This is a genomic window from Paenibacillus sp. FSL H8-0548, assembly GCF_038630985.1.
GTDB lineage: Bacteria > Bacillota > Bacilli > Paenibacillales > Paenibacillaceae > Pristimantibacillus.
The window spans coordinates 581,433-605,976 of sequence record NZ_CP152049.1; the positions used below are offsets into that span (position 1 = coordinate 581,433).

Genomic DNA, 24,544 nt, shown 5'->3' on the forward strand with positions numbered 1-24,544 from the left:
GCATTTCGAATATTTAAAGAGATTGTCTTTTTTATTTCCAATAATGCTATACATGATCGTAATATGAGACACCCATTAGTCTTTTTTTTGTTTTTTCGTCCTCAACAATAAGAAGCACAAATAAAATATAGAAGCAAACAAAATTAAGTCTATAAAAAACTTGTACGAAAGGATATTTTTTGTCATATCGTAATCCATACCAAGCATTGAAAGAATGACTCGTGAAATAACGTATGCAAGAATTAAGCTCAAACCTATTCTTTTTTTCATGTTTAAATCGCCTCGATTCTTTAAAATGATTTTCGGGACATGATGATTATCTCAACCTTCAAAAATTTTATCCTATTTAAGAAACGCTTATAGGTCCAGAACAATCAATCTGTTTTCATGACTTTCCCGATCATTTCAAGGGTTAGCCCTCTTGTCCATGCGCTGAAATCACTCCCCACATTGTAATAATCATGATTCTATAGTCTTTAGGACTTATTTACTATTCCTTCCAAAGAGTAACGAATCAGAGAGTGGGAGTCAACGAAAAAACGATTGGTATTTTCCGTAATGACATTTGCGTGGACTAAACTCAAAAAGTATGGTATTGAAGATGTAATACGACTTTGAGTAATACCTGAATCCGTGATAGAGACTTCTTGAAAACCATAGATTTTAAGAGGATATCTTCGTGAAATAGAGATAACAGCCCATTTCCCATGCAGTTAACTTCCGTGCTTTCATTGGCTTGTTATGCCAAGGGAAGAGCGATTTTGATCATATTGAACCTTTTCGCAAAGATATTTTCTTTTCTAAAGCGCTTGGCATTCGAAATTTCCCATCTAGCCCAACTATGCGTCAGCGTTTCGATCAAGCAGCCCCATCCGGTCAATGGTAAACCATTATTTGGGAGGAATCAGCCGATTTACTAAAACGGGCAAGAGCACCGCTTACTCCAATTGTGGTCCAATACGAGGATCGTGATTCTCAATCCTATTTACCACTTGATCTTGATGTTTCGCCCTTTGACAACTCCAAAACGAAGAAAGAAGGCGTATCACGAACCTACAAAGTAAACTGGCCCCTTAGTCAAGGACACTATTAAAAAAAGAGTGCTAAGCCACACATAAGAGATGATTCCTGTACTGAACGAGGCCACTGAAAAAGTCCAAAACTCATAAATAGGATACCATTCCCGGAATTTCTAGCGGAAGGGTGTCCTGTTTTCTTGTATAATAGAGGTAATCATAATTAGGTGGTGACCCGGATGATTTCAAACCAACAAACCTTAAACCTCAGTCCATATATGGGAATATATGATATTGTCGTACCTAAAGATAATAGGTTACGTCAGATTAATGACCTTGTAGACTTCTCGTTCGTCCATGAAGAACTAGAAGATAAATATTGCCTCGATAACGGTCGTAACGCAGTGCCTCCCATTCGAATGTTTAAGTATTTGTTGTTGAAATCGATCTCCGATCTGTCGATCGAACCATCTACACTTTCTATAAAATCGATTTCAGGCGGATTAAATAAAATCACTTTGTCATTTCTTTTCGTATAAATCTTTTGCAAGGCTATATTAGCCCGATCTTGTTCTTGCACTTCCTGCTTATCCTCTTCTGAGTCCCGAATATCCAATTGATGAAATCCGAACTCGTTCAATCAATAAATGGCATTACAGGAAATCAGGGCATCCTCTAAATTCGAAGTTAAAATTAAGATCTGCTTTTCTTTCGAAAGGTCATCTAATATCCGTTTGAAATGACGACGATCTTGTTCTTCCAGGTAAAAATACGGTTCCTCTAGTACAAGTGTGGGCTGATGCGCAAAAAAGACGCGCAGCAATGTTACGTACATCCTTTTCGAGGGGCTTAGATTCTTGATTTTTACTTTCCTTTCTTCTTTTACAGCAAAAATAATAGAAAAAAAGCATCGGGGGGTAAACCAGAATGGAGAACATCCAACGACACTGGTGTGAAATTGAGAATAAACGAAATAGAGGTTGTGAATTGACCGCTCATTTGAATCGCATGTACAGTGCAGATGCCCTGGAGCATCAAGTGAAAGTTCCGTTCGAGATTGGAAACGGCTATTGGCAGCGTATGCGGCCACTTACTGCTGTCGAGTTGGTGCTTTGCGATGTGCGTTTTAATAAACATATGGTGATGAGCAGCAAAGAAGCAGAGGACTCGGCCGTTATTGGTTTTTGTCTGGGCGATCCGATCTGGTGGAATGTCGAGGGCAACAGGAAGGAGTTCGGACTTGATTCTGGCGAGGTGTCAGCTTTCTTCAACACGGAGAGCAGCAATTGCTGCGAGTATGATGTCCACCGGCATTTTCAGGGCTTAACCTTGAAGCTGAACCGGCAAATGGCCAGCCAATCGTTGCAGCATCTTCCCATCGATAAGGTAATGCATACTTTTTTTGAGAAAAAGGGACAATTATTCAGTAGTAAGATGACGCCAGGCATGAAGCAAATTACGCATGAAATTTTGCATTGTCGATACACGGGCGACGTGAAGCAGATTTATTTGAGTGCCAAGGTATTGGAGCTTATTGCCCTATACTTTAGTGAATCGCTGCTTCAGAAGCCGCTAACTATGCCGGATTTGTCCAGAACTGATCTTGCTGCCCTTCATCGGGCCAAAGAAATTTTGGATGCCAATCTGCTGACGCCTCCAGGGCTAGGTGAATTAGCCAAGCAAGTATGCCTGAACGAATACAAGCTTAAAAAAGGTTTTAAGGAGCTGTTCGGTTTCCCGGTCCATGCCTATGTGATTGATTGCAGGCTGACGGCGGCCTATTATATGCTGGAAGAGGGAGTTGTAAATATAACGGAGGCTGCTTATGCTGTGGGCTTTAGCAAGGCAGGTCATTTCTCGGATCAGTTTAAGCGAAAATACGGGATGAAGCCGTCTGAATATTTCCCTCATCACCGGAAGCTGAGCGGGGAGCGTTTACTTCCTTCACAATAATCCGGATTTGTCCTTTTACCCTCCCGATTTGGGTAGCAGCTGGCAGAGTAGGTATGAGATAGTAGGGCATATCGGCTGAATGACCCCCTAACGTGGATCGAAGCTCTTTTTTTTTAGCTTAATTGATAATGATAATCGTTATTGATTTTTCGATGGAGATGGAGAAACGAATACTTATGTAAAGGGACGGAATTCATTCAGTTGGCAACTACGCTAGAGCGTACCCAATACTGGAAAGGGTGGATGAAGAGATGAAGAAGGTTTTAGTTTTGGCCATAGCATGCATGGTGTTTGTACTGTCAGCTTGCAGTAGTGCGAAGACAACAGGGGAAAAGGGAGAGAACGGTCAGGCAACGTTCAAAATGATTGAGAATGCTAGAGGGGACAAAATCAAATTGCCGCTTCATCCGGAGCGGATTGCTGATTTATCGGGATCAACGGAAGAACTGCTGCTTCTGGGAATTAAGCCGATTGCATCAGCAAATGCGGATTATGGAACCCGGGAAGTATTCACTTCTACAATTAAGGACAAGTTGGACCCCGATACGATCAATTTGGGCTGGTATGCCGAGCCGATTAATATAGAGCTTGTCACAGCTACTGAGCCGGATTTGATCATATTAGGGACGCTGTTCAATGAGGATTTGTACGAACAGTTGTCGCAAATTGCGCCAACGGTGGTTGTACCGCATCCTTATTATGCCTGGAGGGAACGATTTGCCTTTCTGGCCGATCTTTTTGACCAAAAGGATGTAATGGATAAATGGCTGGTGGAGTATGAGCAGAAGGTTGTGGATTGGAAGGAGAAGCTATCGCCGATTATACAGGATGAAAGCTTTGCTATGATTGAAACCTATCCGAAAAATCTAGTGGCCTATTCATCTACAGGCAGTGCGGAGTTGATCTATAAAGACTTCGGCTTCAAACGCACAGAGGGCATTCCCGATCCGGATCATTGGGGAGGCAAGGAGATGAGTTTGGAAGGACTCACTGCCATTAACCCGGATCATTTGCTGCTCATGGAGAACAGCGAGAACAAAATGAGTGATAGTAAAGTATGGAGTAATTTAAAGGCCGTTCAGCAGGACAATGTGTATCAAATTACAAATATCGATAACTACAATTATTCCTATACCGCAATGGGCAGGATGCATCTGCTCGACATGATTGGGTCACTTATTCTGGAGAAGCACAAACAGTAAGCCGATCCGTTCTTATCTCAATCAAGTCGGCGGGTAATAATGAACCGGACAGGCTATTCAATCCTAACGTAAAGGAGTTATTGCCATGGATTTGAAATCTGAGTTATCGGGACTACTACAAGTTACTGCAGAGAAAAAGGGACTTCTGTCCGTGGCCGTCATTTTCTCGACGATCTCCAGCTTGCTGCAGGTGGCTCCTTTTGTTGCGGTATATCAAATTGTGCAGGAGCTTTTTCTCCATGCCAACGATCAGGCAGGTATAGACAAGAGTCTCATTATGTATTGGGGTCTTGCAGCATTGGCGGCGTTAATCGGAGCTCTCATCACGCTCTATATTGGCGGTATGTGCTCGCATATTGCGGCCTTTGATATTTTATACCGATTAAGGGTTCGTCTTGCCGATCATGTGGCCAAAGTTCCCATGGGCTATCATACAAGAACTGCGACCGGAGAGTTGAAAAAAATTATCGAGGTCAGTGTCGAGAAAATTGAAAAATTTATTGCTCATCAGCTTCCGGATACGGTCAGCGCCGTCATGATTCCTTTGTTGTTACTTGGTTATTTGTTCTGGCTGGATTGGAGGATGGCCTTGGTACTGCTCGTACCGATCAGCTTCGGCTACTGGCTGCAAGCCCGAATGTTTGCCACTGAAAGCGGGCGAAACACCTACCGTGATTTTCAATTTGCGGTGGAGGAAATGAATGCAACAGGTGTGGAGTATGTTCGCGGGATGCCTGCTGTCAAAGTATTCGGTATTAAAGCGGACAGCTTTCTGACCTTCAGGTATGCAGTCGAGCGCTATCGGGATATATCGCTTCGGATAACCGACCTTTACAGAAGGCCATACGGTCTGTTTTTTCTAGTGGTTAGCTCGCTGTTCACATTCATCATTCCAGCAGGGCTAGCGCTTGCTTCCAATACGCCTGGCAATCTGGCGTTTACGGTTACCTTTGTACTGTTTCTGCTTATTACTCCAGGAATGGCAGTACCGCTGCTGAAGCTGATGCAAGCTGGGAGTGGCTTGCGGGAAATTGTGGAGGGCTACAAGCGGATTGAGACTGTGCTTGAGGAAGGGATTGTCGAAGAGCCTGCTGTTCCGAAAGACCCATCTTTCTATGACATTGCGTTTGAGCAGCTTTCCTTCGCCTATGAGAGGAGCGACAGCAAACATTACAAGCCTGTTCTCAAGGATATCCGTTTTGTGGCCAAGGCTGGTGAGATGACGGCACTTGTTGGTCCTTCGGGCGGCGGAAAATCTACAATTGCCCAATTGCTGCTGCGGTTTTGGGAGATCAATGAAGGTCGTATTACGATTGGCGGCGTTCCGATCCAAGAGATCGGAACGGAGAAGCTGATGGACCTCGTATCGTTTGTTTTTCAGGATGTGCATCTCTTCTACGATACAATCGAAGCCAATATCCGAATGGGCAATAGGACGGCTTCCAAGGAAGCTGTTAGAAAAGCTGCGACAATGGCTCGTTGTCATGAATTTATTGAGCAGCTTCCGCAAGGCTATGACACCATGATCGGGGAGGGAGGCACTTATCTGTCAGGCGGCGAAGCCCAGCGGGTATCTATCGCTCGGGCATTGCTCAAGGATGCTCCGATTTTAGTGCTGGATGAGGCAACCGCCTATGCGGATGCCGAAAATGAGTACCTAATTCAGCAGGCGTTGGCTAAGCTGGTGCAGGGGAAAACAGTGCTTATTATTGCTCATCGGCTATCTTCCATACGGGCGGCAGAACAGATTCTGGTTATTCGACAAGGAGAAATTGTAGAGCGTGGCACTCATGACGAGCTTCGGGCATTACAGGGACTATATGAGCAGATGTGGAAATCCCATATAAGTGCTGCTTCTTGGAAGCTTGGGGCGGGACGGCCAACAGCCAGGGGCTCAGCAACTGCAGAAGCTGCCGGAACAACCGTAATGGCTGATATAGCTGGAGCTGCTTCTGCATCATCCAAAGATACTGTTGCGGATATACATCACGCTTCTGATGGAAGGAGGGGGAAGCCATGAAACATTATCTGACGAATCTGTCAGGTGGAAATCCTCGTACCCTTATCCCTTCGGCACTTGCCGCTATGTTGGATGGCGTGGTCAAGATCGTCCCCGCTGCTCTGCTGGCCGATCTATTTCATACGATGTATACCTTCTATACGGAGCCGGGTACTGCGTGGAATACCTGGCGGCTCTGGATGGTGGCGGCTGTACTGATTATTTGGCTGCCTGTCTCATACGCGGCATATTCATTGCTGTACAACAAAGCTTATAGAGCGGCGTATAGCCTAGCTGCTGCGGGTCGGATGAGTTTGGCTGAACATTTGCGCCGTCTCCCGTTAGGTTATTTCGGTAAGCGTGATCCGGCGGATATGACTAACCTGCTATTAAGCGATTATGCTCAAGTCGAGCATACGATATCGCATAATGTGCCCCAGTTAATCAGTGCAGTGATGCTGCCTTTGCTGGCGTTTGGCGGCTTGCTGCTGTTGGATTGGCGGATGGCACTGGCGATGTTCGTGGCAGTGCCAGCAGGCCTGCTGCTGCTTTGGCTGACGGACGCGCTGCAGGTGCGCTTGAGCGAAGGGCACATCCGGGCCAAGAATGAAGCCGCCAACCGACTGCAGGAATATTTGAGCGGCATTCAAGAAATCAAAGCCCATAACATGGGGGGCAAGCGATTCGAACGTTTGCGTCTTGCCTTTGACGAGCTGAGGCAGGCTTCCATTCGGCTTGAAGGGTTAATGGGCCCACTCATTTTGGGAGCGACGCTGCTGACCCGCTCGGGCATGACGATCATGATTGCAGCAGGGAGCAGTTGGCTTGCCGGAGGGACGCTTTCTTTGACCGTCTTTCTGCTGTTCTTACTTGTGGGCACCCGTATCTTCGACCCGCTGACCGCCGTATTGATGAACTATGGGGAGATTCGCTATTCCGCTTACAGTGCCCAGCGCATTATGGATATTCGGCGGGAGCAGCCGATGCCGGGAACGGGAAGTATTGACGAGAATGGCGCGATTGTATTCGACCAGATTACCTTCGGTTATCGGCCAGAAGCACCTGTTCTGAAGGAGCTGTCATTTACGATTCCGCCGCAGAGCATTACAGCCTTAGTGGGCCCGTCAGGCAGTGGGAAGAGCACAGTTTTGCGCTTGCTCGCTCGCTTCTGGGACGTCCAGCAAGGTGCTATCCGCATTGGGGAGCAGACACTAGAACAGGCCGATACGGAGCAGCTGTTATCGCATATGTCGATGGTCTTTCAGGATGTATACCTCTTTCAAGATACCATTGGAAATAATATCCGTATCGGCAAGCTGGATGCAACGCAAGCAGAGATTGAGGAGGCGGCCAGACGTGCCTGTTGCCATGAGTTTATTTCTAGGCTGCCTCAAGGGTATGACACCCCGGTAGGCGAGGGCGGCTCCACATTGTCCGGCGGTGAGAAGCAGCGTATCTCCATTGCCCGCGCACTGCTCAAGAATGCATCGATCATTCTACTCGACGAAGCAACGGCTTCGCTTGATCCGGAAAATGAAGCTGAGGTTCAGCAGGCCATCAATGAGTTGGTCGCAAGCAAGACGGTCATTATGATCGCCCACCGTCTGATGACCATTCAGCATGCGGACAAAATTCTGTTTCTCGAGCAGGGCAGGCTTGTAGAAGAAGGCACGCATGACGAGTTATGCTCACAGGCTGGACGCTATGCTAGCTTATGGAGATTACAGCAGGAAGCTGCAGGCTGGCAGCTCAAATAACAAAAATTCGAAATTTTTTAATAGGGGAAGCTCGCTAATTGTCCTTGTGGCAGCTTGCGGGCTTCTTCAATTTTGTTCCAACAGCTTGCACGTACTTTCCTTACCTATCATTAGGCTAAGAATGGCATTGAAAGTTTAAAAATGCTCACTATATAACGGATTACATATATTGTAAGGTATTACTGAATCATGAATTTTACATTTTTCCCATTCCAAATGCTGAGGGGTGATGATTGAATCGTCTTAGCTGTATGGTTGCCGGGATGCAACCCGAATTTATTTAATGGGGAGGTAACACTTATGAGAAAAAAGCTTTCGAGTCTGTTCTTGTCAGGAACCATGCTGATATCCGTTTTCTTTTTCACTTCCTCTTCTTCCACTGCCGATACACCTGTCTTGTCTGGCAATCCTATTTTCACTAGCATTTTCACAGCCGATCCTTCTGCTCATGTTTGGAATGACGGACGTATCTATGTTTACGCGTCACATGATATATTTCCTTCCAGGGGCAGCGATTTAATGGATAAATACCATGTTTTCTCGTCGGATAATATGGTGGACTGGGTGGATGAAGGAGAAATTCTAAGTTCTGATGATGTGTCGTGGGGTCGACCGGAGGGCGGTTTTATGTGGGCCCCAGATGCCGCTTTCAAGGATGGAACTTACTATTTCTATTTTCCTCATCCTAGCGATACGAATTGGAACGATTCATGGAAAATCGGTGTAGCAACAAGTGATAAGCCTACTGCGGATTTCACCGTCCAAGGCTATATAGAGGGGCTTCCAGGCAGTAATTTGATAGATCCCAGTGTATTTCGCGATGACGATGGTACCTATTACCTTTATGCGGGTGGTGGAGGTACGAGCTACGGTGTCAAGCTGGGTAGCGACATGATGTCATTAGACGGACCGATCAAGCAGTTCACTGAGCTGCAGGATTTCCATGAGGCCACTTGGGTCTTTAAGCGGGGAAGCCTGTATTACTTAATGTATTCGGACAATAATCCAGGTGGGAACCAGATGCGGTATGCAACCAGCAATAATCCGCTTGGACCGTGGGTAAATCGAGGCGTAATTCTGGATCCGGTAAACAATAGCGAAACGTCGCATGGGTCTATCGTGGAATATAAGGGCAACTGGTATATGTTTTACCATAACGGAGAAATTTCCTCCAACGGTACGCTGCGTTCCGTCTGCGTGGATCAGTTAAACTTCAATTCGGATGGGACGATTCAAAAGGTCGTACAGACGTCTGGGGGTGTCCCGGCTGTCGGACCGCGTTCCCATGCTACAGAGATCAAATATTATGATCTGATTAATGAGAGCTTTGATGAATATACCCAGAAAACAGAATATACGATGAATGGCAGCAACGTATCTATTGGAGGAGGGGCGACCCGTTCGGGTGGTACGGTTGAAAATATGCATACCCAAGGCTCCTACATTCAGTTGAATGGCATCAACGGAGGCACAGGTGGCAAGGCACTCCTTACTGTGCTTTATGCATCTGGCGACAGCGGTACAGCCTTTAAGGTGGACGCTAGCGGTGATACGGCAGGAGATGGTTATTTTCTTTCCTTGCCTGGCACCGGAGGGTGGGGCAACAACACGGGCCGAAGCAACCGTCTAATTGATTTGAACGCAGGCACGAATAACGTGATCAGGCTCGGCGGCGGAATGGGCGGAGCCAACGTAACTGGAGTCAGTGTATCGTTGGTCCCAACAACTAGTACAGTTACGGAATATGCGCTGAACGGAAGCAATGTGTCTGTTGGGGGTGGCGCGACTAAGTCAGGCGGAACGGTTGAAAATATGCATATTCCGGGTTCCTATTTCGAGCTGTCTGGCGTCAACGGCGGCTCTGGCGGCCAGGTGACTCTTACCGTGCTTTACGCTTCCGCGGACAACGCCGCAACTTTTAGAGTAAACAGCAGCGGTGATCAGTCGGGGAACGGGTACTCTATTTCCCTGCCTGGCACAGGGGGCTGGAGTACTTTTACTGGCCAGGTTAGCCGGCAAATTGCTTTGAACCCAGGTGCCAATAACGTGATTCGAATGAATGGTGGAATGGGAGGAGCCAACGTAAGCCGCATCATCGTATCGTCGACTCCTTAAAGCTCAGCAACAGAACTAGGTCGGCCGCGAATGAATCGGGGCCGGCCTTAGGTTGATAGGATGGTTTTAACTCCTGCAGCCTTTATCGGATTATTGGAATGTCATCTAGGAGGGAGGGGCATTGATGCCGCTGATTCAAGTGGAAAATTTACGTAAGGAATTTAAACGACAGAAGAGGAAAGACGGGTTCTGGCCATTGATGAAAAGTCTCGTGTACCGGGAATACGAGCAGAAGGTCGCGGTCGAGGACATTTCGTTTACGATTGATCAAGGTGAGATTGTCGGTTACATCGGGCCCAATGGAGCGGGAAAATCGACGACGATCAAAATGATGGTAGGCATCCTCGTGCCAACCAGCGGCGACGTGCATGTGAAAGGGCTTGTGCCTTTCGAGAATCGTATCGAGAATGCACGGAGAATCGGAGCTGTATTCGGCCAAAAAAGCCAGTTATGGTGGGATACGCCGGTCATCGAATCGTTGCGGCTCACGAAGTATATGTATGATATACCAGAGGATCGCTATCTTCAAAATATGGCGCTGTTCGGCGATATTCTTGGACTAGACGAATTCAAAAATGTTGCCGTCCGCTCGCTAAGCCTCGGCCAACGGATGCGTGCAGACCTTTGCGCGGCACTGCTGCATGATCCGGAAATCGTATATCTCGACGAACCCACAATTGGACTTGATGTCGTGGTGAAAGAGCGAATCCGCGAATTCATCCGTGAGATTAATCGGGAAAGAGGAACGACGGTCATACTGACGACGCATGACATGTCCGACATTGAGAAGCTATGCAGTCGCGTGATGGTCGTCGATCACGGCAGGCTTATGTATGACGGAAATCTGAATACGCTGAAGAACGATTACGGTAATATGGAGACCATGGAGCTGGATACGGAGGAGGACTTTGTCATGGACGATGCGCTTCTGCGCATGGGGATTTCGTTCAGCCGAACGGAAGATGCCCGAAGCCAACTCGTCTATGATAAGAAAAATATTAATTCCTCTGTGGTTATCAAGTGGATTATGGATCGTTACTCCGTGCGTGATTTCAAGGTTAAGGAAACCGAGATCGAAGAAATTATTCGAAATCTTTATGCCGGCTTTAGTCAGGAAGATCGTCAGCGGCAGGAAGTGATCATATGAGAATCGCACTCTATCGGGAAATGACGCTGAACGCCTTCCGCTCGCTGCTTGCTTTTCGGGCTGAGGTGCTGCTGTTCCTGTTTGGGCAACTGTTCAAAATTTCCGTGCAGGTCTATATTTGGTACGCATTGTTTGGCGATTCAGGCCATTTAACCTCGCAAGCCGGCACGGTGACCATTCAGGAAATGATCACGTATGTCGTAATCAGCTCAGTTATCTCGGTATTTGCTACGAATGACGTTATTTTTAAAGTAAGCTCCAAAGTATCCTCTGGCGAAATTGCAATGGATCTCATTAAGCCGATGAGCTTCCGATCCGTCATTTTCTGTCAGGTGTTCGGTGCGAATTTGTACCGGATATTGTTTGAATTAATTCCGTTAATGATCGTCAGCATGCTATTTTTCCACGTGCAACTGCCCTCGCTGGAAAATGGCCTTGCCTTCCTTATTTTGGTCATTAATGGCTTGATTCTTAATTTCTTAATTACATATACGATTGGGTTAATTGCCTTCTGGTACATTCTCGTCTGGCAGGTTAATACGGTGCTTAACGGGCTGATTAGGCTATTTTCTGGGGCGTTTATTCCGATTTGGTTTTTCTCGGACTCGCTGGTGCAGCTCTCGTACTTTCTGCCGTTTCGCCTCATTTATTATGAACCAATCTCCGTCTACTTGGGGAGAGTAACGGGCTGGCAGGATCTGCTTGCCATCGTTCTCCAGCAATTAGCTTGGATGGCGGGTTTTCTGCTGTTGCAAAAATGGATGTGGTCGAGAGCCGTTACCCGGCTTGTCGTTCAGGGAGGCTAAGATGAGATACTTGAAGCTGTACGGGCGTTTTATTCCGATTTATTTCAAAAGTAAAACCGAACACGGCTTTGGCTTTTATATGGATTTTATTGGCTTTGCACTCAATCATATCGTCAGCTATACGGTCATTTGGGCGCTTATGAGCCGCTTTCAGACGATTAATGGCTGGAATATGTATGAGGTCATGCTTCTTTACACCCTAAATATGCTTACTTATGCTATAGCGGCTGTATTTTTCTTTTTCCAAATGAATGATGTCGAAGAAGATGTGCATAAAGGCTCCTTCGACAGTCTGCTCGTCAAACCGATCAATCCCTTCATCCATATGATCATTCGCAGCTTCGGCCATTTCTTTCTCGGAGATATTGCGATCGCGGCCATCATGCTGGGGTTCTGCTTCAATCGCCTGGATATTCATCCCGGCTTCGGCGCTTATGTCAGCTTTGCGTTCATGTTGCTTGGAGCGGTACTCGTTCAAGCATCGTTTATCGTTATAACCGGCTCTATGTGCTTCTGGATTGTTCGCGCTCGGTCGGTGATGAATATCGTTATTTTCGGTATTCGGGGCTTTGCTGATTACCCGATTTCGATCTACGGCAAGTTTTTGCGGATCATATTGACGTTTATCATTCCTTACGGCTTCGTCAATTTTTATCCGGCCCATTTGATACTCGATAAGGAAGGCGGAGTGTTGTTCGCATCATGGCTGCCATACGCCACTCCGGTCATCGGCATTATCCTGTTCTTCATCGCTTATCGGGTTTGGAATGCGGGACTGAATCGTTATCAGGGCACGGGAAGCTAGGCTTCAAATTTCGACTGAACCAATTAGAAAAGCGGCCATTGCTTCCGACCCACGATTGCATCAAATGATTCAAGACAGCAGGGCTGATTACGAAACAATTTCTTCAGTCTATTTCACCTGTGGACTTCGAAAAATGAAGGTGCGACAAGTCGTATGGCCAAAACCAGTAAGGAGTAAGCTTCTTTCATTCAGAAGTGAGTTCTTTACCCTGAAGAGACCTTGATTATATTGTGCAGATTATTCTCCAAACTGAAGATTTGCTTTTAAATCCTGTATTCTTTAATAATTGGGATGCGCTCACGTATTGGTGGTGAGATGCATCCCATTTTTATTCTGCTGCGGTCTTGGAGCCGCTGGGGACACCGCATGAGGCAGTTGTGAAAAAAAAGCATTTCGAGGATCGACGAAATATTCCAAGCTTACCTAAAGATAAACGGCTATGGCGTCGAAAAGTGATTGAAGTGTAGTCATACACTACTTTCCTTCCCTGATTGTTGTTTATCTAGCGGCATAACTGATTTCAAATAATCTAGGCTTGTTTGAATGCTCTGAAGGGGATTTAAGCTTTCGTCCTGCTCGACGAAATAATACATGACTCCAGTTTCGTTGAAGCTGCTGAAGATTGGAGCCCAATCAATCGTACCTTGCCCGACCTCTGTGAAATTACCGCTATCATCCATATCCTTCACGTGAATAAGCGGTGATAAGCCTTTATATGCGAGTAAGGTAGAATAAGGATCTAGACCTGCTTTTTTCGCCCAATACATATCGAGCTCAAGCTTCATCACGTCAGTGCCAACGCCCGCCAGCAAGCGGTCGATGATTCGTTTTCCGTTCCGCATTTCAAATTCTTCAGCGTGAGCATGATATAGAAGCTGCATGCCGCGGCGCTGGATTTGCAGGCCAAGCTTTCGTAACAAACCGATAGACGCTTTAAGTGTCCGTTCATCGGCGTAACTCTCTTGAAATAAGAAGGTTACAATGTAGCGGGCGCCAATGGTTTGGGCGTAATCGAGCTGACTTTGCACGTTTTTTAGCGTTAGCGGGTAGACAAACGTTGATACGGTTCTTAAACCAAGGAGATCGAGCTCCGCCTTCATTCGCTCCGCCGGAATATCAGCATATCCCCAACTGAAGGGCTCCACTAGCTTATAGCCTACAGCTGCGACCTTCTCAAGCGTCCCAAAGTAATCCTGCTCCAGCTCGTTGCGTAGTGTATAAAGCTGTAATCCCGGAGGGATGGCAGTCAGCTCCCTCATTTTGTCGCCGCATCTTACAAATTTCATTGCTATCTCCTCGCAGCTCTCATTATTTCAATTGTTTGGCTATTTCATCAGCCGTGCGAAAGGCAAGGGCGACGGTCGTCAGTGTCGGATTAGCCGTCCCGCTTGTCGGTATCACGCTGTTATCCGCGACATAAAGTCCGGTGATGCCATGGATTTGTCCAAAATGGTTCGTAGCCGATGTTGACGGGTCCTCCCCCATTCGACAGGTACCCATTTCATGAATGTCAGAGCCAATCGTCAGCTGGCACAAAGCGGGGCCCTCGTCTGATACCAAAGCAGCATTCATGGCGGCGGCTGCCTGCTTTACGCCTTCGCCCATTAGCCTGATCACCTCTTCGTCCTTAGCACTATATGAAAAGTGGATGTTAAGCTCTGGCACACCGTCTTTGTCCCGCTTGACCGGGTCAAGTGAAACGTAATTGTCATAGCGCGTCTCAACCTTGCCAAGTGTTGCAAGAAAAAAGCTCCATTTCTCCCGCAAAGGCTGTTCAGCATATTGCACCCATGGATAATTATCAGGCCCGATAATTTGAATTTGATAAGGACGGTCAATCTGTCCTGGCACTAAAATGCGAAGCGGACCGAGCACTTCGGGGAATTCGTTGCGGTTTATCTGACCCAAACCCAGCACCCTTGAGTGATTGGTCATATAGTGACCGATGGCTCTTCCTTCGATGTCCGAATTCAACAGAATTTGTGCGCTTCCAAATGTGCTTGCCGAGAGAACGACGTTTTTTGCCTTCAATGTGAATGTTTGTTTATTGTGCGAAATCACCTCGACGCCGACGCAACGGTTCTGATCGGTCAGCACCTTCACTACTCTTGCATGGATCGCGAGGTCGTAAGGGTAATTCAGAGCCTCTGCCAAAAAATGAACAGAGCTGAAAACTGGGTTTGAATTCATGACGCCGAACGCGTTGGGAGGCTCAAGATTAACGGCGAGCGGTTCATCAGTGGCATCAGGATAACCGTTCCGTTGCAGGCGGTCTAGCAGCAACTGCGTGAGCGGGGCACCTTTGGTGAAGTTTGGCGTGACGCTCAAAGCCTTTTCCGCGAGGTCATAATAACGGGTAAGTTCGGAGAGGGGGATCGGCCATTGCAACAATTCAGAGTCCGTCATACGTGGGCACGTCGAGCTCCAGAACAGGGTTCTGCCCCCCAGGGCATAAATTTGGCCGGATAGATAATTGTCGATATAGTTGGCTTGGCTGGAGTAATAATCAAAAACCCGTCTCGAAGTCATCGTTTCGATATTTTGTGCATGCGTTGGAATTAACAGTCCGCCTCTTTCGAGAACTCCAATTCGTTTCCCACTGTTGGCTAATTGCTGTATCAAGCGTCTCAGAACAGCACCGCCTCCGGCTCCTGTTCCGACGATAAGCACATCATATTCCTTATGCTGCATCTCGTCCAGCGAGCTTAAAGGGATCCATTGCTCGCGTGCCTCTGGGTTAATCAACTGTAATGTGCACGGAGGGAGATCCACGTTCTTATCCGATAGCCCTTTCAGAGGCGGAAGCTTCACCTGCTGGCCTGCAATATTCGATAAAGGATCGATAATGTGAGGATTGAGGCAAATAAGCTCCTTAATTCCGATCTCGTATTTAAGCGCTATTGTGCGAAGATTGTCGGTACTGTCCGCGATATAAAGCCTCATCGTTCGCATCCTTTCCCTCATTTATCCTTATAGATGTATATGCGGCATGAGGGAAGTTATGAATCAGGCTAGTCTGGCTGAAAAACAAGAAATTGCTAAAGCGAGAACAACCACCCTGTAGGATTATAAACAAGGGCAGGCCAAACGACTTCTGCGACGTTCCCATGAGAATGCCGATGGCACCAAATAAATGTCCGAAAATATACTTCGCCTTGGAGGAATTCTTGGATTCCTGATGAAGTTTCTTGACGCCGGGCATCCGGCGGGCTTCTTTGGCCTGTTTCATCCCATCGCCCACGAGCACCACGCTCTCATGGACGTACAAAAGAGGGACTGTGCTTCGAACCACCTGAAGCCATGTCAGTCGAAGCATTTCCAGAGAACATGCTGAGGAACGGAAAAAGTGAATAAGGGTCCCGTAGCATGAGATCCGGAAGGATGGAAGCAGCGCGCAGAGAATCCGAACGCAGCATGAAGCCGCAATTGAGGCAACGATTACTTTTCGAATATCTGTGCTATATTTGAACTGTCCGACTAGACCTCCGATAGAGCGTGCCATTTGTTTCGGACAGCCGATAGTAGCAAAATCAAAACGATTTATATCGTTGATGATATTTTGAGCAGCTATATAAGTTGAACGAAAGAAGATAGAAATCAAAGCCGAACGCACAGGCAATCAATATTTGTAGAGTGCTTTCAACCCTAGATTGTTGACTCTGAGCATTAAAAAATACATCGCCATGTGGGCTCGTGCCTTGAGCGGTGTATTTTTCATGCTCTAAGTCAAATAACTTTACTAAATGCCCTCAGCAATGCCAATTCAGTTGCCATTATTTCTAGCAAGCTTATAACCTAGTTTCCTTATATAATAAGGATTATCAGGCCTAAACCGGAAGAATGTTGGGTCACAGGAAACATGTATGTTGCCGATTGTGGAGGCAAATATGTATGATTCATTTGCGACCAAGTGAAAGCGCTTCACGTTTCGCTAAACGTAATTAAAAAGGGAGAGGTGCATCACACACATGAAAATGGTTAAAAAGAAAGCCATGCAATGGTGTCTCGTATTCATGGTCCTAGCGTTAGTCTTAACCGGCTGCGCAAACAACAATGCCGGACAGAATGATAATACAGGGGGCAAGGGTGGAGAGAAGGCTACCGAAACACCGAAGGAACGAGTCAAGCTGCGTGTTGAGGTGTTTGAACGCGGTAACGCGCCGGAAGGATTATTAGTTACGAAAAACCAAATGACGGAATATGTACAGAAGAATTTCGGAGATCCCAACAACATAGACGTTGAATTCGTAGCCGTGCCTCGAAGTGAAGAAATCAATCAGCTTAACGTTTTGATGGCAGCCGGCACCGCACCCGATGTCATATTTACTTATAACTCAGGCGCCGTCTATAACTGGGCGAAACAAGGCGGCTTAACGGACTTGACACAGCTTATCGAAGAACATGGGCCGAATCTAAAGTCTTATCTTGGTGACGCGCTGCAATACGGTATCTTTGACGGCGTTCAATATTCCGTCGTGGCGCGCCGCGTCAACCTAGAAAAGTATACTAGCATCATCCGTCAAGACTGGCTCGATGCAGCCGGCTTGCCGGTACCGAAGACCACGGAAGAAACGTACAATGCGCTTAAGAAATTCAAGGAACTGAACCTCGGTGGGAACCGGACAATTCCTCTTTCCTTCTCGCTGACACCGGACTCCTATGAGCCAATTATCTGGTCGTTTATTAAAGAACAATCCGACGAAGCTCGGTATATGCGCTCCATTACAATTGGATCACGTGAATATCCGATTCTGATGGATGGTCACAAGGACGGCATGCAGTTCTTGAACAAGTTGTACAATGAAGGCCTTATTGATCCAGACTTCGCATTGGACAAAGACAAAAAGAAAAAGGTAGAGAATTTCGTTAATGGTTATACAGGCATCATGATGCATGACGTAACGCAGTATTTCTACGGTGGGGAAGAATCCCATGTAAATCTACTTGAGAAGAAGGTACCAGACGCTAGCGTGACGCCACTGCTGCCGTGGACAGATTTTGAAGGCAAGACTCGTCAGCCAGCGTATACGCCGAGCGGTATGCACATCATGGTGCCAACTTTAAGCGAACGTTCCGTCGAGGCCATTAAGTATTTGAACTGGCTTGCACAGGACGAAGTGATTCAATACATGTCATTCGGAGAAGAAGGTGTGCATCACAACCTTGTGGACGGCTTCCCTGTACGTAATGGAAGCTCAGAAGATACGAAACTGTTGTTTAATACAGGTGACATGATGATCATTACGAACGGTAATGATTTCGGCTCGCAAGACAAAAATCTCCAGTATTTTGGGCTTGTTATTGATGAGAATAATCGTGCGATGGCTATTGAGAACCGTAAGATGGCAAGTCAAGATGCGGTGCAGCAGCCAATTCAATTCGATAAGCCGCTCGACTCGGAAGCGAAGCATGCAGTCGTATTACTGGAGAAGTACGAAGAGTTGCTCGTGAAGTCCACTATGGCCAAACCGGATCGGTTCGATGCTGTGTACGAGGCGGCATTAAAGGACCTCATGAATACTGCTGGCAACGAAGTTATCGCGGAACGTACAGCAGCTTACGAAGCAATGAAATAATAAGAAGAAAAGCTTGAATAAAGGGGGGGATGGATATCCCCCCCTTGTATGTTCAGTAATCAGAGGGGAGGCCCAGGCTATGTCATTCATTCGTTACACGCTGCGGTACTGGCAGCTTTACATCATGCTGCTGCCTGTAATTGCATACTTCTTTGTGTTTAAGTACATGCCGTTGTACGGTGTGACCATCGCATTCAAGGAATTTAACATGTTTAAAGGCATTGCGGAGAGCGCATGGGTCGGATTTGATGTGTTTCGTGAGATATTCTCTATGCAAGGCTTTTATATTGCTTTACGCAACACCTTTCTATTAAACGGTTTAGATTTTATTTTCGGGTTTCCGGCTCCAATTATTCTAGCTGTCTGTCTGAACGAGCTGAAATTCCCCGCATTTAGGAAGATTTCTCAGACACTTCTCTATTTGCCCCACTTCATCTCATGGGTGATTATCGGGGGTATCATGTATCAAGTTTTCGCCACGAACTACGGCATCATTAATCTGCTGCTTAACAAGATTGGTATCGGTTCGATTCCATTTCTCGCTGAAGCGGGTTATTGGCTGACGACGTATACAAGCGTTGGTATTTGGCAAGGTGTCGGCTGGGGAAGTATCATCTACCTTGCGGCAATGACAGGCATTAATAAAGAATTGTACGATGCGGCGGACGTCGACGGAGCCAGTCGAGTACGGCGTATCTGGCATATTACGATTCCCGGTATTCGATCAACGATCATTGTATTGATGATCCTGAAGCTTGGCGACATGCTCGATATTGGCTTTGATCGTCCCTACATTATTGGGAACGTCATGGTGCGCGACGTCTCGGACGTGCTGAGCACCTTCATTTACCGAGTCGGCCTACAAAGCGGACAATTCTCCATCGCGACCGCTGTTGGCCTCTTCCAGGCCGTGGTCGGTCTGGTGTTTATCTTGGCAGCGAACTACATCGCGAAGAAAACAACCGACGAAAGTATCATATGAGGTGGTGTAAGGCATGGGAAGAAAGCAAAAGACGACGTTTTTTGATGTAATCAATGTAGTGTTTATCGCTTGTTGTGTGCTCGCTTGTCTGGCGCCGTTTTTGCATATTGCGTCCATATCGCTAAGCTCCGGCGGCGCGATCACAGCAGGCAGGGTCACGCTGTTTCCGATTGAAATGAATTTCGACGCATACATTAGCGTGATCAAGGACAAGGCGATGATTCGCGCACTGGGGTTTACGGTGTTGTTGACTGTCTCCTTCACTTTGTTCGCGATGTTTATGACGACGCTCGCTGCATATCCGTTGTCGAATGACAAACTGAAGGGACGCAAGCTGACTATGTTTTTTATCCTATTCACGATGTTCTTCAGCGGCGGACTCATACCCGAATATATGCTGATCAAGTCGCTGGGGCTGCTCGACACGATGAGCGTGCTCATTCTCCCAGGGCTCATCAGTCCGTTTTTTATGATCATTATGATTACCTTTTTCCGGTCGACGATTCCGGACAGCTTGCATGAAGCGGCGGAGATCGACGGTTGCACGCATTTCGGCAAGTTGTTCCGGATCGTGCTTCCGTTATCCTTGCCTGTGCTCGCAACGCTGGCTCTGTTTTACGCAGTGGGGCGTTGGAATGGTTTCCGGGACGCTCTCTTCTATGTCACTGATCAGAATTTGTATCCGATGCAGTTAAAACTGTATCAGATGGTCATGAATAATTTGATCACGGAGGTAACGGCATCAGAAGGTTCAGGGATGGATAAGGTGGTCTCTGAAAGTCTCAAAGCGGCCAGTATTATGTTTGCTACGGTACCAATTTTGATCGTCTACCCATGGCTGCAGCGGTATTTCGTTAGCGGATTAACACTCGGCTCCGTTAAGGGATAGGGAGTAAAAGTAAGGGGGCGCTTCGGATGAAAAAAACATGGTACAAAAAAACGGTGCTCTCGTACTTGCCGTCGTTGTATTTGACGATCGCAGTCATCGTGTTTTTGGCGATATTCGTTATAAACGAAGTTTCGCTTAGGGAAGCGGAGCGGACGAACCGATATTCGACGGAACATGTCATCCGTTCTATTGAACAGCATCTGAAAGCAATTGAGCGAATCGTTATCGATGAGCTTCGCATCGGCGGACATTTGGATGAGTTTTTCACCTATGACGAAACCGCAACGAGCGACATGCGCATGATAAATTACGAAGCGTTAGATCGGATTCGGAGAATGCTGTTCGATGACAATGCGATTCAATCAACTTACTTGTATCGTATTTGGGACGACATGATCTTGGCGGAAGGTAATTTTCAATCGGCGAATTCGTTCGGAGACCGGGAATTTTTGTTCCATGAATTGACGAAGCGTGCCACCATCGGGCGACAGTGGTCAGATGTACGGATGTACGGTGACAGCTTGAACGATACCGTAACCCAAGTCAGTCACAGAGTCATCTCGATCAGCCGATGGGCGCAGCTGCCGATGGGCGGGGAGGGACTCGTCGTTGTCAACGTATCGGTAGATGCTCTAATGACACAAATCACGGATATGATCGATCCGAACGTATCGTACCTTCATGTGTTGGACCGTACAGGTCAGGTTGTCTATTCGTCTGATGGAAAGGAAATAGACGAAGATTTAGTTATGAATCGGCTGCATGCGACCTCGGTCGACTGGGAGTTCGTGAGCGGATTACAAACAGGTGTCGCATTCAGCTGGATGCAGCTAATCTCGCGAATCTGGATTGTCCTTGGCGTGGTGACGGTTTTATTGAGTCTTGCCTATACGGTGTTCATCACGAAACGGAATTACAGGCCAATTGAACAGATTGTGCAACTCATTCAAGCACGGTCAGAGCCTCGCGCGGCAGGTAAGAGTGGTTTGGCAAACGACGAGTTTTCGTTCATCCAAAAGGCGATCGACCGGTTAATGGACGAGAACGCGCTATACGAAGCACAAGTGCAAGAATCACAGCATCATCGCCGAAAGCAGGCATTCGCCGCGTTGCTTGATTCTGACGAGCCGCTGCAGGAGGATTGGAATCGTTCGCTGCTGGGCTTAGATATGCCCCAGACAATAGAGGAAGGTTTTGCACTTGTCATTGAAATCGATCATTATGCTGAGTTCGAACGGAAGTATGCTACTCGCTCGGACCAAAATCTATTAAAATTCGCGATTGCTAATGTGCTCCAGGAATTCGTTTCAACGAGCGAGGGCAAGACGTGGTCCGAGTGGAATCGGAAAAATCGATTAACCGTCATTTATATCCCGGCCTTTGCCGAGACGAGCCCTCCCCTCGCCGCATTGCTGGATTCGTTCCGGGCGTGGGTGGGAAGCAACCTCGGACTTACGGTCACAATCGGTGTGGGCACGCTGGCGAACCACTGGGAAGCGCTCAGGTTGTCATACCGGCATGCGATGGTCGCGCTTCAGCATAAACTGTCGTCGGGTTACGATCGGGTGCTATTCTATCGGGCAGCACCGTTACCGAGAGGTCCGAGAACGCACGGCTACTATGGGGAGATGAATCGAATAGCACAGGATTTTCGAATTGCGAAGCCGGATTGGAGTGCGACAGTCGAGAGGCTGTTCGACGACGTACGTGAAGGCGACTTCTCCAATGAAGAAATCCTGCATCTGTTTGAATATTTTAAGAGCTGTATGAATCAAGCGATGAAGGAGCTTCCGCACGAGCTGTCTTCGTTCTGGGTGGGGTCTTTGCTGCCGGAATGGCTACACGCTACGGAACGAGAATCGTTCGACGAGATTGCCACCGCAGTCCTCGAAGTTTGCCAGCAGGCCCAGCAAAGCGTCGCGGAACTGGTCAAGACGAAGAGCAGCGTTCAGACGATTCATCAAATACGTGATTACGTCCAAACCAACTATTGGAACTCGGATTTGTCTTTGACATATCTCAGCGAAAAATTCAATATCAACAGCAAATACGCGAGTCAGCTCTTCAAGGAGCACACGGGCTTCAACTTTGCAGACTTTTTACTGACCATTCGGATGGATCATGCCAAGAGGCTGCTTGAGAGCACGGATCAATCAATCAACGACGTCGCATCGCTGGTCGGGTATGATATCCCAATCTCGTTTGGTCGTTCGTTCAAGAAGATCGTAGGCATGACGCCAACCGACTACCGCAAGCATATGTATTCGGTAGAGAAGCCGCGAGCCATCCACGACAACGAAGAGAAAGAGGTAGATTCATGAACGTTTACGAAAAGCTTGTAAAAATTAATGACCGTCAGACGGACCGCGTCGTGGATCTGCAGATTATGGAAGCTACGAGCCGGAATATTGGAGGCATTCCGCAGCCGGACTCTGGCGTTCCGAACGCCAGCCATGGCGGAACCGCTGGTGCAATTGTTTGTATGGCTGCGGCGTTGCTGTCGCCCGATTCGAAGCATTATCGAAGTGAGAAGCTGTTGATCAGAATGGATTTCGCCGTTGAATTCATGTTGAGCCGACAACACGCGGACGGTACGATCTCGCTTGGTGGAACGAACGTGAATTCGCCGCCTGACACGGGCTTTGTTGTAGCGGGTTTCTGTCAGTTGTACGAGCTACTGGCGTCATGTGACTGGGATCTGATGGAGCCGACCGCCGCGAAGGTGAGGCTATTTCTTGCGTACTCGATTCCGGCGCTGACGACGGGCGGAGTGCATACGCCCAACCATCGTTGGGTTCTCGTAGCTGCGCTAAGTGGCCTGCATGGAATATTCGGAGGTGAAGAGCTCATCCGACGCGCCGAGGCATGGCTTGCGGAAGGGCTGGATTATACCGACGATGGCGAATGGACGGAGCGCAGCAACGGTATCTACAATGCGGTGAGCAACATAATGCTTATCTATGCGGCGGAAAGGCTTGGCAAGCCGGAACTGCTGGAGCCGGTTCGCAAGAATCTGCGCATGATGACCTATCTGATTCACCATGATGGAGAGGTTGTGACGGAATATTCGGGGCGGCAGGACCTGGGTGCGCGTGCGGACTTATCCAATTACTTATTATGTTACCGGGTTATGGCCGAGCGGGACCGCGATCCGCTGTTCGCGGCGATGTACGATCTGGCCGCCGAGCGTATCCAGATGATGGGGGCAGCCAACAATCATGCGCTCCTCGGCTGGCATTCGATGCCATGCCCACATGTAGATGATTTGCCGCGTGCTCCACTTCCGGATCAATTCATGAAGCTGATTAACGGCAGTTATCCCATCGAGGAACAGTTAGCACGGATGGAGGGGGCCGGTCATCATGGCATTATCCATCACAGCAGCATACATCGCTCCTTTGGGGCGCAACTGCTGCGATATCGCGATGGCATCTCCAGCGCTACGATGATGACGCGCTCAAACGTATTTTTTTCTCTCCGTCACGGCGACGCTCGGTTGCACGGCATCGGCCTGTATACAATGTTCTCGCCCGGCACGGTCGAGTTGCAGCGGCTCCAGCAGACAGGTAGCGGCTGCCGCTTGGAAGTAGCGATGGAGAAGGGGTATTACGGACCCGTCCCGACTGAGGCGCTGCCGGAGTCGGCACGGTCGGCATGCAGTCCTTGGTACTTGTTGCCGCATCATGTGCGCGAGCTGACGCATGTACAGCAGCACCAGATCGAGGTCGATATTGACCGCGACGGCGAGACGTGGGTAGTGCGTCTGAGTAGCGAACGTCCGGCAGACGTCCTCATGCAAGCTTCTCTCGTATTGGATGCGGACATGACGATTGAGGGATCTGCTGAGCAGATGGAAGACGGTGGATTGCTATGGACAGAAGGGACGCTTCGCTGCATGGCAGGCGATTACGGCTTCGAGATCGTCGGCGGACGCAGCGACCATCAGCTAGGGTATATGCATGGTACCAAGACGCCTCGCGGGGCACGCGTCGTGCTGATCAACCTGCTGACGCCATTCGTGCATGAGCTTCGAATACGGCCGATCGCGGCTGAAGCCTTCAGCGTGGGCAAATCCGAAGGGACGACGAATGCTTCTTGAGGAGGAGGTGCAGCTCGCGATCCGTTGTGCGCCGATCTTGTTGTTCGACGAGAACGAGCCGTTTTTCCCGGTACGCGTCGGCGTCCTCCCGCCGAAGCTTCGCCTTGACGATGAGCGACTGGGCGTAATTATTGAATGTGCCATCTACTGAGATTACGATATTACGCATCTCTACGAGTTGGAGCATGTCTGAGTTTA

Annotated in this window: 18 protein-coding genes and 2 pseudogenes; 16 read left to right on the top strand and 4 right to left on the bottom strand. The window is 47.9% G+C overall.

Going from position 1 to position 24,544, the window contains the following annotated elements; all coding sequences use genetic code 11:
- Nucleotides 1-724 precede the first annotated feature (724 nt).
- The 6 genes and pseudogenes from MHI37_RS02570 to MHI37_RS02595 all read left to right on the top strand — a co-directional run.
- Nucleotides 725-1,090 (top strand): annotated as a pseudogene (locus MHI37_RS02570) (IS1380 family transposase); the annotation flags it as partial.
- A gap of 165 nt (nucleotides 1,091-1,255) precedes the next feature.
- Nucleotides 1,256-1,477: pseudogene (locus tag MHI37_RS02575) on the top strand (IS5/IS1182 family transposase); the annotation flags it as partial.
- Nucleotides 1,478-1,943: 466 nt separating this feature from the next.
- Nucleotides 1,944-2,969, top strand: a complete 1,026-nt coding sequence (locus MHI37_RS02580) for a helix-turn-helix domain-containing protein (protein WP_144023759.1) — start codon at nucleotides 1,944-1,946, stop codon at nucleotides 2,967-2,969.
- Nucleotides 2,970-3,220: 251 nt separating this feature from the next.
- On the top strand, nucleotides 3,221-4,171 hold the full coding sequence (locus MHI37_RS02585; RefSeq protein ID WP_076338679.1) for an ABC transporter substrate-binding protein: 951 nt from the start codon (nucleotides 3,221-3,223) through the stop codon (nucleotides 4,169-4,171).
- A gap of 85 nt (nucleotides 4,172-4,256) precedes the next feature.
- On the top strand, nucleotides 4,257-6,191 hold the full coding sequence (locus MHI37_RS02590; protein WP_083676446.1) for an ABC transporter ATP-binding protein: 1,935 nt from the start codon (nucleotides 4,257-4,259) through the stop codon (nucleotides 6,189-6,191).
- Nucleotides 6,188-7,927: an ABC transporter ATP-binding protein gene (locus tag MHI37_RS02595; protein WP_076338680.1), complete on the top strand. Its 1,740-nt coding sequence runs from the start codon at nucleotides 6,188-6,190 to the stop codon at nucleotides 7,925-7,927. The genes MHI37_RS02590 and MHI37_RS02595 overlap by 4 nt, the downstream gene beginning before the upstream one ends.
- Nucleotides 7,928-8,106: 179 nt before the next feature.
- On the opposite strand, the gene MHI37_RS02600 is transcribed toward MHI37_RS02595, so the two are convergent.
- On the bottom strand, nucleotides 8,107-8,358 hold the full coding sequence (locus MHI37_RS02600; RefSeq protein WP_256710640.1) for a hypothetical protein: 252 nt from the start codon (nucleotides 8,356-8,358) through the stop codon (nucleotides 8,107-8,109).
- Between MHI37_RS02600 and MHI37_RS02605 the strand changes: the two genes are divergently transcribed.
- From MHI37_RS02605 to MHI37_RS02620, 4 genes are all read left to right on the top strand, one after another.
- Complete coding sequence (locus MHI37_RS02605; RefSeq protein ID WP_256710639.1) at nucleotides 8,267-10,042, top strand: family 43 glycosylhydrolase; 1,776 nt, start codon at nucleotides 8,267-8,269, stop codon at nucleotides 10,040-10,042. The two genes, MHI37_RS02600 and MHI37_RS02605, sit on opposite strands and share 92 nt — an antisense overlap.
- A gap of 124 nt (nucleotides 10,043-10,166) precedes the next feature.
- Nucleotides 10,167-11,189, top strand: coding sequence for an ATP-binding cassette domain-containing protein (locus MHI37_RS02610; protein WP_076338682.1), 1,023 nt, complete (start codon nucleotides 10,167-10,169; stop codon nucleotides 11,187-11,189).
- The gene (locus MHI37_RS02615) at nucleotides 11,186-11,995 is read left to right on the top strand and encodes an ABC-2 family transporter protein (protein WP_076338683.1); all 810 of its coding nucleotides are present in this window, start codon (nucleotides 11,186-11,188) and stop codon (nucleotides 11,993-11,995) included. Before MHI37_RS02610 ends, MHI37_RS02615 begins: the two co-directional genes overlap by 4 nt.
- A 1-nt stretch (nucleotide 11,996) precedes the next feature.
- On the top strand, nucleotides 11,997-12,800 hold the full coding sequence (locus tag MHI37_RS02620) for an ABC-2 family transporter protein (RefSeq protein ID WP_076338684.1): 804 nt from the start codon (nucleotides 11,997-11,999) through the stop codon (nucleotides 12,798-12,800).
- A gap of 467 nt (nucleotides 12,801-13,267) precedes the next feature.
- Here MHI37_RS02620 and MHI37_RS02625 read toward each other — a convergent pair whose 3' ends face one another.
- Genes MHI37_RS02625 through MHI37_RS02635 form a run of 3 tightly spaced genes read right to left on the bottom strand, consistent with a single transcriptional unit; the run spans nucleotide 13,268 to nucleotide 16,041 of the window.
- A complete protein-coding gene (locus MHI37_RS02625; RefSeq protein WP_076338685.1) occupies nucleotides 13,268-14,086 on the bottom strand; it encodes a sugar phosphate isomerase/epimerase in 819 nt (272 codons plus the stop codon).
- 22 nt (nucleotides 14,087-14,108) lie between these two features.
- The gene (locus MHI37_RS02630; RefSeq protein WP_256710636.1) at nucleotides 14,109-15,743 is read right to left on the bottom strand and encodes a GMC family oxidoreductase; all 1,635 of its coding nucleotides are present in this window, start codon (nucleotides 15,741-15,743) and stop codon (nucleotides 14,109-14,111) included.
- Nucleotides 15,691-16,041, bottom strand: a complete 351-nt coding sequence (locus MHI37_RS02635) for a hypothetical protein (protein WP_179090284.1) — start codon at nucleotides 16,039-16,041, stop codon at nucleotides 15,691-15,693. Before MHI37_RS02635 ends, MHI37_RS02630 begins: the two co-directional genes overlap by 53 nt.
- A gap of 727 nt (nucleotides 16,042-16,768) precedes the next feature.
- Here MHI37_RS02635 and MHI37_RS02640 point away from each other — a divergent pair.
- From MHI37_RS02640 to MHI37_RS02665, 6 genes are all read left to right on the top strand, one after another.
- On the top strand, nucleotides 16,769-18,376 hold the full coding sequence (locus MHI37_RS02640) for an extracellular solute-binding protein (RefSeq protein ID WP_076338687.1): 1,608 nt from the start codon (nucleotides 16,769-16,771) through the stop codon (nucleotides 18,374-18,376).
- A gap of 79 nt (nucleotides 18,377-18,455) precedes the next feature.
- The gene (locus MHI37_RS02645; RefSeq protein WP_076338688.1) at nucleotides 18,456-19,358 is read left to right on the top strand and encodes an ABC transporter permease subunit; all 903 of its coding nucleotides are present in this window, start codon (nucleotides 18,456-18,458) and stop codon (nucleotides 19,356-19,358) included.
- A gap of 13 nt (nucleotides 19,359-19,371) precedes the next feature.
- Nucleotides 19,372-20,247, top strand: a complete 876-nt coding sequence (locus MHI37_RS02650) for a carbohydrate ABC transporter permease (RefSeq protein ID WP_076338689.1) — start codon at nucleotides 19,372-19,374, stop codon at nucleotides 20,245-20,247.
- Between the two features lie 26 nt (nucleotides 20,248-20,273).
- Nucleotides 20,274-22,568 (top strand): helix-turn-helix domain-containing protein, encoded by a 2,295-nt coding sequence (locus MHI37_RS02655; protein WP_076338690.1) that lies wholly within the window; start codon nucleotides 20,274-20,276, stop codon nucleotides 22,566-22,568.
- Entirely contained in the window at nucleotides 22,565-24,346 is a 1,782-nt protein-coding gene (locus MHI37_RS02660) for a hypothetical protein (RefSeq protein ID WP_076338691.1), read from the top strand. The genes MHI37_RS02655 and MHI37_RS02660 overlap by 4 nt, the downstream gene beginning before the upstream one ends.
- A complete protein-coding gene (locus MHI37_RS02665) occupies nucleotides 24,336-24,497 on the top strand; it encodes a hypothetical protein (RefSeq protein ID WP_179090285.1) in 162 nt (53 codons plus the stop codon). The genes MHI37_RS02660 and MHI37_RS02665 overlap by 11 nt, the downstream gene beginning before the upstream one ends.
- Nucleotides 24,498-24,544: the final 47 nt, after the last annotated feature.